Here is a 12,160-nt window from a genome sequence, read left to right as displayed (position 1 = left end):
TCGTCCAATTTTTTTGGGGATTGCATGCCGGATGGCGCATGACAGGATCGCTCCATGCCTGAAGACATGCCGGACCTGTCGCAACTGAACGATGGCGAGCGTGAAGTGCTGCGCCTTTTCGCGCAGGGTCACACCGCCAAGAGCGTCGCCGCGCTGACCGGGAAGTCGGTCGGATCGATCAACGAGAGGTTACGCGACGCTCGGCGCAAGACAGGCGTCACCAGCAGCCGCGCCCTGTCCCGTCATCTCGCCGACCAAGAAAATCGGGACATGATTATCGGGGTCGAGGAAAGCCCTCCAGGCGATGCAGATGCTCTCCAGGCGGCCGCAAAACCCCGATCCGCCCTGATTCGAGGAGTTGTCATGATCGCCATCATCGCCACCATTCTGACCGGCGCAGCCCTTTTCATGCAGGCGTCCACCCCTGCCGCGCAGGACATCACCAACCCCGCCAAAGATGATCCATTGTTGGCCGAGACGCTAAGTGGCCCCTATCCTTCGCAGCTATATGCCATGCTTCGCGGTGAAACGCGCGATCCAGCCTGGGCCGGGGGAGCGGAAGTGGCTCTGCATGCGCAATATGTCAAACTGCTGAAGCGCTACGGGAGCAACCAGCCTGTCCGTGTCCTGTGCGGCCGGACCTTGTGCGAGGTCGCCTTTCAGGCTGACGTACCAAGTGGTTCGATAAACAAGCTGATGGAAGAGTTGCAAGACTCCACGCTAACGGAGGCAATGGCCAAGGACAGACTGAAGCCCTCAGTCCGCAGTTTCGGCGGGCCTGGAAAGAGCCTCGTCCATTCCGCCTATTGGACCCGAGCCGACGCGCCCAAAAATTAGCGCTGCTCCAGCATCGGAAGGTCCGGCCCCGGGATCGCCGTGATCGCGACATTGGCGAACATCACCAGCCCCGCGAAGATCATCAGCGCGCCGCGCTTGCGGTCGCGCTTCTTCGCGATGGTGTAAATGCCGCCGCCGGTGAGCAATACGCCCGCAAGCATCAGGATGGATAAAATGGTGCCAGCCATGAGGATGCCATAGGGACCAAGCTGGACTGTGGCAATTGGCGTTCCTTGCCCCTATGAGGCGCGCAGAAACGAATCACCCTTTCGGTGAAGGGACGCTTCTCACATGAAAATCGCTATCGCTTCCGATCATGCCGCCGTCGACCTGAAGGCGGAACTCGCCCAGTGGCTGCGCGATGAAGGCCATGACGTCGACGATCTGGGTCCGGCGACCGCCGATCGCGTCGATTATCCCGACTTTGGTTACAAGCTCGCGACGGCCGTCGCATCCGGCGATGCCGAGCGCGGCATCGCGCTTTGCGGTTCGGGCATCGGAATCTCGATCGCGGTCAACCGCAATCCCGCCTGCCGCTGCGCGCTGGTCGGCGAGCCGCTGTCGGCCGCCCTGTCGCGCGAGCATAATGACGCCAACGTCCTCGCCCTGGGCGCACGCCTGACCGGGATCGACATGGCCAAGGCCTGCGTCACCGCCTTCCTCACCACCGATTTCGGCGGTGGCCGCCATGCCGGCCGCGTCGAGAAACTATCCCAGCCCGCGCTCTGAAAGGACTTGAGATGAGCACCGAAACCCTCACCCAGCCCACCCTGTCGGACATCCGTTCCGAAGGCTATTTCACGCGCAGCCTGGCCGAAGCCGATCCCGCCGTGTTCGGCGGCGTCGCCCAGGAACTGAAGCGCGAGCAGAACCAGATCGAACTGATCGCGTCGGAAAACATCGTCTCCAAGGCGGTGCTGGAAGCGCAGGGCAGCGTCTTCACCAACAAATATGCCGAAGGCTATCCGGGCAAGCGTTACTATCAGGGCTGCGCGCCGTCGGACGTGGTGGAACAGCTCGCCATCGACCGTGCGAAGCAACTGTTCGGCTGCAACTTCGTCAACGTCCAGCCCCATTCGGGCGCGCAGGCCAATGGCGGCGTGATGCTGGCGCTGGTCAAGCCCGGCGAAACGATCATGGGCCTGTCGCTGGATGCCGGCGGCCACCTGACCCATGGTTCCAAGCCCAGCATGTCGGGCAAGTGGTTCAACGCCGTGCAATATGGCGTACGCGAAGACACGCACCTGATCGACTATGACGCGGTCGAGGCGCAGGCCGTCGAATGCCAGCCCAAGCTGATCATCGCGGGCGGCAGCGCCTATCCGCGCCAGATCGACTTCGCCCGCTTCCGCGCCATCGCGGACAAGGTCGGCGCGCTGTTCATGGTCGACATGGCGCATTTCGCCGGTCTAGTCGCAGGCGGCGCGCACCCCTCGCCCTTCGACTATGCCGACGTCGTGACCACCACCACGCACAAGACCCTGCGCGGTCCGCGCGGCGGCATGATCATGACCAATGACGAGGCGATCGCGAAGAAGATCAACTCGGCCATCTTCCCCGGCCTTCAGGGCGGCCCGCTGATGCATGTCATCGCCGCCAAGGCGGTGGCTTTCGGCGAAGCGCTCCAGCCGGAGTTCAAGACCTACGCCCAGGCGATCGTCACCAATGCCAAGGCGCTGGCCGGCAAGCTGGAGCAGCGCGGCCTTGCCGTCATCTCCGGCGGCACCGACACGCATCTGGCGCTGATCGACCTGCGTCCCTACGGCATTTCGGGCAAGGATGCCGACGAGGCGCTGGAGCGCAGCTTCATCACCTGCAACAAGAATGGCGTGCCGGGCGACCCGCTGCCCCCGACCAAGACCAGCGGTATCCGCGTCGGATCGCCCGCCGGCACCACCCGCGGCTTCGGCGTGGCGGAGTTCGAGGCGATTGGCGACATGATCGCCGACGTGCTGGAAGGTCTGCGCGATAAGGGCGAACATGGCGACGCCGCCGTGGAAGCCAATGTCCGCGAACGCGTCACCGCGCTCTGCGCCCGCTTCCCCATCTACGAAGGGTAAGCCCGCTTGCGCTGCCCCTTCTGCGCCCATGAAGACAGCCAGGTGAAAGACAGCCGGCCGACGGAGGATGGCGCCGCCATCCGCCGTCGTCGCCAGTGCGAAGCCTGCGGCGCGCGCTTCACCACCTTCGAGCGCATCCAGTTGCGCGACATCTGGGTGGTGAAGAGCGAAGGGCGCAAGGAAGCCTTCGACCGCGACAAGCTGGCCCGCTCCATCGGCATCGCCTGCCGCAAGCGGCCGATCGATCCCAGCCGGATCGAAAAGCTGATCTCCGGCATCCAGCGCCAGCTGGAAACGAGCGGCGATGGCGAAGTCCCCGCTCGCTCGATCGGCGAAATGGTGATGGAGGGGCTGAAGCGCCTCGACAGCGTAGCCTATATCCGCTTCGCCAGCGTCTACAAGGACTTCACCGACGCGAAGGATTTCGAGGAATTTGCCGGCACGGTGAAAGAAGTCGGACGGGAGTGAACGAGAGCTTATTCCCTCCAACCCGTTCGGCCTGAGCGAAACTATCCCGCCGCACCCGCTCTTCCCACAGCCGTTCGTCCTGAGTAGCCATTGAGCGAAGTCGAAATGGCGTATCGAAGGACCGAGCGATGAGCTTTCATGCCTATATGCTGCATTGTGCGGACGGCAGCTATTATCTGGGCCATACCGACGATGTGGAGGCACGCATTGCGCAGCACCAGTCGGGTGAAATCGCAGGATATACGCAAAACCGAAGGCCCATCGCACTGGTATGGAGCGAAGAGTTCGGCACACGCGATGAAGCGCTTTCGGCTGAACAGCAGATCAAGGGCTGGTCCCGCAGGAAAAAGGAAGCGCTGATCGCCGGCGATTGGGACGCCATCCGGTTGGCGGCGCGCAAATCCTTCGATACGGGACTTCGACAGGCTCAGCCCCTACTCAGGACGAACGGTGACATGAATAACGAAAATCCCTCCCTCCCCCCCGTCATCGTCCTCGTCCGCCCGCAGTTGGGCGAGAATATCGGCAAGGCCGCGCGCGCGATGCTGAATTTCGGACTGACCGAAATGCGGCTGGTGTCGCCGCGCGACGGCTGGCCCAATCCCGATGCCGGCCCGGCAGCCGCTGGCGCCGACGTCGTTCTGGACGGCGCGCAGGTTTATGAATCGCTGGCCGACGCCGTCGCCGATTGCGCCCATGTCTATGCCACGACCGTGCGCAAGCGCGGCGTCACCAAGCCCGTCGTCACCCCCGAAGAGGCCGCCCGCGAAATCCACACCGCCGAAGGGCGCAGCGCCTTCGTCTTCGGCCCCGAACGCTCCGGCCTGGAAACCGACGACGTCGCGCTCGCCCGCAAGATCCTGACCGTGCCGATCAACCCGGAGTTCGGGTCGCTGAACCTCGCCCAGGCGGTGATCCTGTGCGCCTATGAATGGTCGAAGCAGGCAGACCTGGAACAGCCGACCGTCACGGAATTGGGCGAACCCGCGCCGCAGGAGGAACTGGAGGGCATGATCGTCCAGCTAGAGACGCTGCTGGAAAATGTCGGTTATTTCTTCCCGCCCGACCGCGCGCCCGCGACCAAGCGCACGCTGCGCAACCTGCTGACCAAGCCGGGCTGGAACCATCTGGAAGTGCGGACGCTGCGCGGGGTGCTGTCGCACCTTAACCGACCACGCGAGCGCTGACGGTTAAATCCCGCCGGGGTGGACTGTCCAGCCGCCCTGTTCCAATCCGGTGGACAGGGCCGTGACGCACGCATCCAGTGTTTCCTGGCTGGTCGACCGCACCACGAAATTCGCGCCGGTGCGCCCTTCGCGGAAAAAGGGATAGCTGCCGATCTGGCAGCCTTCATGCGCACGCTCGGTAGCGCCCAGCAGGTCCGCGATCTCGCTCTCCGCCACCCAGCAACCGATCGTTGCCGACAGTAGCGGCAAGCCGCCCTCCAGCGTGCCGGTCAGGCTCTCCAGCATGCCTGCGGTGATATGGGGCACGCCCGCCATGATGAAGATATTGCCATGGCGGATACCCGGCGCGCCGGACATGCGGTTCTCGATCAAACTGGCGCCCGCCGGCACCCGCGCCATGCGCAGCCGCGCCTCGGTCAGCCCGCCGCGCGTCTTATAATAGGCCGACAGGATCGCCCGTGCGCCTTCATGGATTTCCACGCCGACGCCCAGCGCCGCCGCGATCGCATCGACGGTGATGTCGTCATGGGTTGGCCCGATGCCGCCGGTGGTGAAGAGATAATCGTTGCCGACGCGCAGGATATTGACCGCCTCGATGATGGCTTGCCTGTCGTCCGCCACGACGCGAACCTCGCGCAGGCGGATACCCTGCACGTTCAGCCAGGTCGCGACCTGGGAAACATTCTTGTCCTGCGTCCTGCCGGAAAGAATTTCGTCGCCGATCACGATCAGCGCTGCGGTCCAGGTACGGGTCGGATCGGCCATGAAGCGTCCATAGCGCGCACCGCCAACCCTGCCTAGCCGCCCCCTCGCATTATGCTGAGCAAGCGCCTATAAATGCCGCATGACCGAATATATGACGATGACGGCTGATACGCCGATGTCCCGCTCGACCGCGATCAAGCTCTATGACGAATCCGGCTTTGCCGGCATGCGTAAGGCTGGCCGCCTCGCCGCCGAAATCCTCGACGCGCTGGTGCCCCATGTGGTACCCGGCGTCACCACCGGTGAACTGGACGATATCGTCCGCCGAATGACGCTGGAGGGCGGCGGCGTTCCCGCGACGCTCGGCTATCGCGGCTACACGCATAGCTGCTGCATCAGCCTCAACCATGTCATCTGCCATGGCATTCCGGGCGATTATCGCCTGAAGGACGGCGACATCCTCAACATCGACGTCACGCCGCAGGTCGATGGCTGGCATGGTGACACGAGCCGCATGTTCATCGTCGGCGAAGCGGCCATCAAGGCCCGCCGTCTGGTCGAAGTCACTTATGAATGCCTGATGCTCGGCATCGAACAGGCGAAGCCCGGCAATCACCTGGGCGACATCGGCTATGTGATCCAGCGTCACGCCGAAAAGCATCGCTATGGTGTGGTCCGCGATTTCTGCGGCCATGGCCTGGGCCAGGTTTTCCACGACAGTCCCGAAGTGGTCCATGTCGGCCGCCCCGGCACCGGCCCGGAACTCAAGCCCGGCATGTTTTTCACGATCGAGCCGATGATCAACATCGGCAAGCCCGGCGTGAAGATGATGGACGACGGCTGGACCGCCGTCACCCGCGACCGCACCCTGTCCGCGCAGTTCGAGCACAGCATCGGCATCACCGAGACCGGATGCGAGATTTTCACGAAAAGCCCCGCTGGTTTCGACTGTCCGCCTTATAAGCTCTGATCATCGGAACACTGCCCAAAAAAGAGGCAATGAGTCATGATATTGCCCGGAATCCGGGCAATATGGACAAAGATTGCTGCATCGCCGAAAGCAGTCCTAGCGATTCGCCATTTGGCACGGTAATTGATTGCCAAGAGAGACGGCGCGTGCTTCGGGGGGCATGATATCGTCGCTTGAGGATTGAGGCATGCAGGCCACCGCCCGCATGTCGGCGTGCGTCATGGGTTGGGACTATAGTGATGAAGAAGATCGAAGCGATCATCAAACCGTTCAAGCTGGATGAGGTGAAGGAAGCGCTGCACGAAGTAGGCGTTTCAGGCATCACCGTCACCGAAGCCAAGGGCTTCGGCCGGCAGAAGGGCCATACCGAGCTTTATCGCGGCGCCGAATATGTGGTCGATTTCCTGCCGAAGGTGAAGCTGGAGGTCGTCGTCGATGATTCGCTCGCCGACCGCGTGGTCGAAGCGATCTGCGCCGCCGCGCAGACCGGTCGGATCGGCGACGGCAAGATCTTCATCTCCAATATCGAGGGTGCGGTGCGCATCCGCACCGGCGAGCGCGACAGCGACGCCATCTGATCCGTTTTTTTTCCTGCCGCCCATCGGCCGGCAGGATTTTTGGCATCCACGACCCCTTCGGGGGGGTATTTCTGAAAGAAGGGCAATTGCACATGGCCAATACGCCAAAAGACATCCTGAAGATGATCGAGGAAAAGGAGATCGAGTGGGTCGATGTCCGCTTCACCGATCCCAAGGGCAAGTGGCAGCACCTGACCATGGTGTCGAGCGTGCTTGGCGAAGATGAGTTGACCCAGGGCCTGATGTTCGACGGTTCGTCGATCGAAGGCTGGAAGGCGATCAACGAGTCGGACATGATCCTGAAGCCTGACCTGGATGCCGTCTATGTCGATCCGTTCAGCGCCACCCCGATGCTGATCATCTTCTGCGACATCGTGGAACCGGACACCGGCGAACTGTACAGCCGCGACCCGCGCTCCTGCGCGAAGCGCGCCGAGGCCTTCGTCAAGTCGGCTGGTTTCGGCGACACCATCTATGTCGGCCCGGAAGCCGAATTCTTCATGTTCGACGATGTGCGCTTCGAAAATGACTATTCGCAGAGCTACTTCAAGATCGACGACATCGAACTGCCGACCAACACCGGCAAGGAATATGAAGGCGGCAACCTGGGCCACCGTCCGCGCGCCAAGGGCGGCTATTTCCCCGTCGCGCCGGTCGATCCCTGCACCGACATCCGCGCCGAGATGGTCACGACCATGCTCGAAATGGGTCTGCCCTGCGACAAGCATCACCATGAAGTCGCCGCTGCCCAGCACGAACTCGGCCTGACCTTCGGTACGCTGGTCCAGACCGCCGACCGCATGCAGATCTATAAGTATGTCGTGCAGATGGTCGCGCAGGCCTATGGCAAGACCGCGACCTTCATGCCGAAGCCGATCGCGCAGGATAACGGTTCGGGCATGCACACCCACATGTCGATCTGGGACGCGGGCAAGCCGCTGTTCGCGGGCGAAGGCTATGCCGGCCTGTCGGACATGTGCCTCTACTTCATCGGCGGCGTCATCAAGCACGCCAAGGCCCTGAACGCCTTCACCAACCCGACCACCAACAGCTACAAGCGTCTGGTGCCCGGCTTCGAAGCGCCGGTTCTGCTGGCCTATTCGGCTCGCAACCGTTCGGCCTCCTGCCGTATCCCTTACGGCGCGGGCGCCAAGGCGAAGCGCGTGGAATTCCGCTTCCCCGACGCGATGGCCAACCCCTATCTCTGCTACGCCGCGCTGCTGATGGCCGGCCTCGACGGCATCGAGAACAAGATCCATCCGGGCGCCGCAATGGACAAGAATCTCTATGACCTGCCGCCTGAAGAGCTGAGCCAGGTGCCGACCGTCTGCGCCTCGCTCCGCGAAGCGCTGAACAGCCTGGAAGCCGACTATGAGTTCCTGCTGAAGGGCGACGTCTTCACCAAGGATCAGATCGATGCCTATATCGAACTGAAGTGGCCCGAAGTGTATCGCTGGGAAATGGCCCCGTCGCCGGTCGAATTCGACATGTATTACAGCGCATGATTTTTTGGACCTGATCTTTTCAGGACTGGTTATCGGGAAGGCCCGGTCGCAACGATGCGGCCGGGCCTTTTCCTTTTTGGGCGGGTTGCGATGACGAACTGCACCGATCACATTGCCCGGCATGAACCCGCTCGACTCGCTCGGCCTCGCCCATCCCATCATTCAGGCGCCGATGGCCGGCGTATCCACGCCCGACATGGCGGCCGCCGTCAGCGAGGCAGGAGCGCTCGGATCGATCGGCGTCGGGGCGGTCGATGCGGAGGGCGCGCTGGAGATGATCGCCGCCGTCCGCGCGCGCACGGAGCGCCCGTTCAACGTCAATCTTTTCGTCCACGCCCCGGCGCAGAGCAAACCCGAAGTGGAGGCGCAATGGCTCGCCGCGCTGGAGCCACTTTTTGCCCAGTTCGGCGGCGCTCCCCCTGCATCCCTGCGCGAAATCTACCGCAGCTTCGCGGAGGATGACGCGATGCTCGCCATGCTTGCCGAAACCCGGCCGGCAGTAGTCAGCTTCCATTTCGGCTTGCCGGAGCCGTGGCGCGTCGCAACGCTGAAGGCGGCCGGTTGCATCCTGCTCGCCAGCGTCACCAGCCTCGCCGAAGCCCATGCCGCGCGCGCCGTCGGGATCGACATGCTGGTCGCACAAGGCTTCGAGGCTGGCGGGCATCGCGGTGCCTTCGATCCCGACGCGCCTGACGACCGGCTCGGCACCGTGGCGCTCACGCGGTTGCTGGTGGCGCAGGTGGGCCTGCCCGTCATAGCAGCAGGCGGCATCATGGATGGCCGCGGGATAAGGGCCGCGCTGGATCTGGGCGCGGTCGCGGCGCAGCTTGGCACCGCCTTCATCGGTTGCCCGGAAAGCAGCGCCGACGCCGCCTATCGTGCAGCGCTCTTCAGTCCGGCCGCAGCGCATACGGACATGACCCGCGTCATTTCCGGCCGGCCGGCGCGCTGCTTGCCCAACCGCTTCGTCGGCTGGGGCGCGGAAACGGCGTTGACGCCGCCGGACTATCCCATCGCCTATGATGCCGGGAAGGCGCTCAACCAGCTCGCCAAGGCGCATGGCGAGGGCGGCTATGGCGCCCAGTGGGCAGGCCAGGGCGCGCCCCTCGCCCGCGCGCTACGGGCAGCGGACCTAATCGCGAAGCTGGCCGCAGAGATGCGCGCGGCGTGACTCGCCCGGACTATCGCGACGCGCTTGCACGCAGCGGCGTGATGGAGGTACTTGCCCCCTTCTCCCCCCATCTCGTCGGCACGCCGCCGCTCGGCATCGCGATGCCCGACAGCGATCTGGACATAGTTTGCGAAGTCCGCGACGGCGACGCCTTCATCCGCACCCTGACCGACAACTTCAGTGCAATGGCGGGTTTTGCGCTGCGCCGTCACGATGAGCTGGACGCCATCATCTGTGGCTTCGTCGCCCATGGCTGGGCGTTCGAGATTTTCGGCCAGCCCATCCCTGTCACCCGGCAACATGGCTGGCGGCATTATGAGGTCGAACGCCGCCTGCTGACGCTTGGCGGTGGAATATTACGACATGAAATCAATATTTTACGCAATCAGGGACTGAAAACAGAACCGGCATTTGGCAGATTGCTCGGCCTGAACGGCGATCCCTATGCCGCGCTGCTGGAACTGGAGCGGCAGGATGATGATGCCCTGCGCGAACTGATACACCGTCAGCGGAAGAGGCGAGCGGAAATCCTGCCCCCGCCTGATCCCCGGATCAACCCGGAATAACCGCACCGAACAGGAGGGTGGGTTCACCCGGAGGCGAAAGTACGATATCGCCGCCCGTCTGGGCAACCAGTTGTCGCACCATCCAGGCCGCCGCCGTGCGCGACGCCAGCCCCTCTATCGGCAGCGTGCCGGCCAGCGCCCCACGCAGATCCGGGTCGAGGACCACCTTCGGCCCCTCCGCCCGCACCACGATCTCGGTCACGCCAGGCCGGCTTTCCACGCCGATATCCAGTTGCCCGCCGCGCACCAGCGCATCGCCCGCGATCAGCGCAAGGTTGAGCAGAATCTTGGACGCCAGCTTGCCCAGCATCTTTTCCTCGACCATCCAGCCGACCTTGACCCGGCCCGATCCGGCAAACATGCCCTCGATCGCGACCTTGGCCTCATGCGGCGGAACGGCCTCGCCAAAGCCACCGGCGGAGCCGAAGGCCAGACGGAAGAATTTCAGCTTGTTGGCCGACGTCCGGGCACTGTCGCCCAGCAGCTCCAGACAGCGTTCCCGCATTTCCGGATCATTTTCATCCGCCATCAGTTCCAGCCCGTTGTTGAGCGCACCGACCGGGCTGAGCAGGTCATGGCACAGGCGCGAACAGAGCAGGCTGGCAAATTCGATGCTGTCGGTCGGGTTCGTCATGCGGATAAGGATCGCCGAATAAGGGAAATTCAAAGGATGTATTCGGCTAATGCGCCGCCGCGTCGCCCGATGCAAGCCCGGCTCACCGCCTTTCGCTCACCTTATATCGAGCGGCACTTCGACAAATTGCACATTAACCATCCTATCCGGCTCTGCCCGCCAAAGCCGGGCCTCCTTGCCCCCGACAACGAGCCAAAGGCTGCCATCGGGCGAGGCGCAGGCCGTATCCGTTGCCGAGGGAATGGCGACACCGGAGGGATGCGAATGATAATGGCCGATGATCGCCGGCCCGCCCGCCCGCGCCGCCCGATGCGCCGCGATCAGCGCGGCCGGGTCCAGTTCGAAATGACGTGCCGGATCGGGCGCGACATTGGCAGCCGGGAGAATGGCCTCGATCGCCCCCGCTTGTCCCAGCAGCAGGCCGCACACCTCCTCCGCCGGGCGCGCCACGCCCAAGGCCACGATTTGTTCCAGAATCCCTCTTGATATCGCAACCATCATTCCTACATCCCTAGTCCATGGTTCCGGGGGATTCCATCATCGAAGCGGCGATCGGCGAAGCCCAGCATGGGCTGCGGCTGGACCGCGCACTGGCCGATCTGCTGCCTGACCTGTCGCGCGAGCGGCTGAAGGCGTTGATCGGCGAAGGCCAGGTACGCAGCCCCCAGACCGCAAAGATCAATGCCTCGGCAAAGGTCGTCGCCGGGCAACTCTATACCATCACCCTGCCGCCGCCGGTTCCGCTGGACACAGTGGCGCAGGATATTCCGCTCGTCATCATCCATGAGGATGCGGAACTGATCGTCGTCGACAAGCCCGCCGGACTGGTCGTCCATCCGGCGGCCGGCAATCTGGACGGGACATTGGTCAACGCGCTGCTCCATCATTGCGCCGGCCAATTGTCCGGCATCGGGGGGGTGGCGCGCCCCGGCATCGTTCATCGCATCGACAAGGATACTTCCGGCCTGTTGGTCGTTGCCAAGACCGACAGGGCACATGAAGGACTGGCGCGTCAGTTCAAGGACCACAGCATAGACAGGCTTTATGCCGCGATCGTCTACGGCGTTCCGTTGCCGGGCAGCGGCACAGTCGATACATGGATCGGACGATCCGACGCTGATCGAAAGAAGATGGCGGTTCATCGGGAAGGGCGCGGCAAACATGCCGTCACCCATTATCGCACCGTGGAACACCTCAAGGGTGCGGCGATGGTGGAATGCCGGCTTGAAACCGGCCGGACCCACCAGGTCCGCGTCCATATGGCGCATCTCGGGCACCCCTTGATCGGCGACCCGGTTTACGGTAGAGAAAGAAAAGGTTTCAAATCAATACTGGAAACGCTGGGTTTCAAAAGGCAGGCATTGCACGCCAAAACACTGGGGTTCATACATCCGGCAACGGAAAAGCCCCTAATGTTTCAAAGTGTGTTGCCAGCCGACATGCAGGAACTGTTAAGCGAGCTTCACGTATAAAGTAGGA

15 protein-coding genes are annotated in these 12,160 nt (G+C 63.2%); 11 read left to right on the top strand and 4 right to left on the bottom strand.

Annotation, left to right across the window (positions count from 1 at the left end; translation table 11 throughout):
- Positions 1–54: 54 nt before the first annotated feature.
- The gene (locus DM806_RS05915) at positions 55–837 is read left to right on the top strand and encodes a helix-turn-helix transcriptional regulator (RefSeq protein WP_179042304.1); all 783 of its coding nucleotides are present in this window, start codon (positions 55–57) and stop codon (positions 835–837) included.
- Here the strand turns inward: DM806_RS05915 and DM806_RS05910 are convergent.
- Positions 834–1,025, bottom strand: coding sequence for a hypothetical protein (locus DM806_RS05910; protein WP_179042303.1), 192 nt, complete (start codon positions 1,023–1,025; stop codon positions 834–836). The two genes, DM806_RS05915 and DM806_RS05910, sit on opposite strands and share 4 nt — an antisense overlap.
- Positions 1,026–1,128: 103 nt before the next feature.
- Between DM806_RS05910 and rpiB the strand changes: the two genes are divergently transcribed.
- From rpiB to DM806_RS05890, 4 genes are all read left to right on the top strand, one after another.
- Positions 1,129–1,566, top strand: a complete 438-nt coding sequence (gene rpiB / locus DM806_RS05905) for a ribose 5-phosphate isomerase B (protein ID WP_179042302.1) — start codon at positions 1,129–1,131, stop codon at positions 1,564–1,566.
- An 11-nt stretch (positions 1,567–1,577) separates the two neighbouring features.
- Entirely contained in the window at positions 1,578–2,897 is a 1,320-nt protein-coding gene (glyA, locus tag DM806_RS05900; protein ID WP_179042301.1) for a serine hydroxymethyltransferase, read from the top strand.
- 6 nt (positions 2,898–2,903) lie between these two features.
- Positions 2,904–3,365 carry a transcriptional regulator NrdR gene (nrdR, locus tag DM806_RS05895; RefSeq protein ID WP_179042300.1) on the top strand — a complete coding sequence of 154 codons (462 nt, stop codon included), beginning with the start codon at positions 2,904–2,906 and terminating at the stop codon, positions 3,363–3,365.
- Between the two features lie 128 nt (positions 3,366–3,493).
- Entirely contained in the window at positions 3,494–4,552 is a 1,059-nt protein-coding gene (locus DM806_RS05890) for a TrmJ/YjtD family RNA methyltransferase (RefSeq protein ID WP_179042299.1), read from the top strand.
- A 3-nt stretch (positions 4,553–4,555) separates the two neighbouring features.
- Here DM806_RS05890 and DM806_RS05885 read toward each other — a convergent pair whose 3' ends face one another.
- On the bottom strand, positions 4,556–5,317 hold the full coding sequence (locus DM806_RS05885; protein WP_179042298.1) for a competence/damage-inducible protein A: 762 nt from the start codon (positions 5,315–5,317) through the stop codon (positions 4,556–4,558).
- Between the two features lie 79 nt (positions 5,318–5,396).
- Between DM806_RS05885 and map the strand changes: the two genes are divergently transcribed.
- From map to DM806_RS05860, 5 genes are all read left to right on the top strand, one after another.
- Positions 5,397–6,227, top strand: a complete 831-nt coding sequence (gene map / locus DM806_RS05880) for a type I methionyl aminopeptidase (RefSeq protein WP_179042297.1) — start codon at positions 5,397–5,399, stop codon at positions 6,225–6,227.
- A 239-nt stretch (positions 6,228–6,466) separates the two neighbouring features.
- On the top strand, positions 6,467–6,805 hold the full coding sequence (locus DM806_RS05875; protein WP_179042296.1) for a P-II family nitrogen regulator: 339 nt from the start codon (positions 6,467–6,469) through the stop codon (positions 6,803–6,805).
- A 92-nt stretch (positions 6,806–6,897) separates the two neighbouring features.
- Positions 6,898–8,310 carry a type I glutamate--ammonia ligase gene (glnA, locus tag DM806_RS05870; RefSeq protein ID WP_179042295.1) on the top strand — a complete coding sequence of 471 codons (1,413 nt, stop codon included), beginning with the start codon at positions 6,898–6,900 and terminating at the stop codon, positions 8,308–8,310.
- A gap of 121 nt (positions 8,311–8,431) precedes the next feature.
- Positions 8,432–9,481, top strand: coding sequence for an NAD(P)H-dependent flavin oxidoreductase (locus tag DM806_RS05865; RefSeq protein WP_179042294.1), 1,050 nt, complete (start codon positions 8,432–8,434; stop codon positions 9,479–9,481).
- A complete protein-coding gene (locus DM806_RS05860; RefSeq protein WP_179042293.1) occupies positions 9,478–10,047 on the top strand; it encodes a DUF4269 domain-containing protein in 570 nt (189 codons plus the stop codon). Before DM806_RS05865 ends, DM806_RS05860 begins: the two co-directional genes overlap by 4 nt.
- On the opposite strand, the gene DM806_RS05855 is transcribed toward DM806_RS05860, so the two are convergent.
- Together DM806_RS05855 and DM806_RS05850 are read right to left on the bottom strand one after the other, a co-directional pair.
- Positions 10,034–10,681: a histidine phosphotransferase family protein gene (locus DM806_RS05855; RefSeq protein WP_179042292.1), complete on the bottom strand. Its 648-nt coding sequence runs from the start codon at positions 10,679–10,681 to the stop codon at positions 10,034–10,036. The two genes, DM806_RS05860 and DM806_RS05855, sit on opposite strands and share 14 nt — an antisense overlap.
- 96 nt (positions 10,682–10,777) lie before the next feature.
- Positions 10,778–11,182, bottom strand: coding sequence for a Mov34/MPN/PAD-1 family protein (locus DM806_RS05850; protein WP_179042291.1), 405 nt, complete (start codon positions 11,180–11,182; stop codon positions 10,778–10,780).
- A gap of 17 nt (positions 11,183–11,199) precedes the next feature.
- On the opposite strand from DM806_RS05850, the gene DM806_RS05845 reads away from it, so the two are divergent.
- Positions 11,200–12,153 carry an RluA family pseudouridine synthase gene (locus DM806_RS05845; protein ID WP_179042290.1) on the top strand — a complete coding sequence of 318 codons (954 nt, stop codon included), beginning with the start codon at positions 11,200–11,202 and terminating at the stop codon, positions 12,151–12,153.
- The last annotated feature ends 7 nt before the right edge of the window (positions 12,154–12,160 follow it).

Source organism: Sphingobium lactosutens, from assembly GCF_013393185.1.
GTDB lineage: Bacteria > Pseudomonadota > Alphaproteobacteria > Sphingomonadales > Sphingomonadaceae > Sphingobium > Sphingobium lactosutens_A.
Note: the sequence above shows the minus strand (reverse complement) of the source record. Positions and strands in the feature narration are given on the sequence as shown.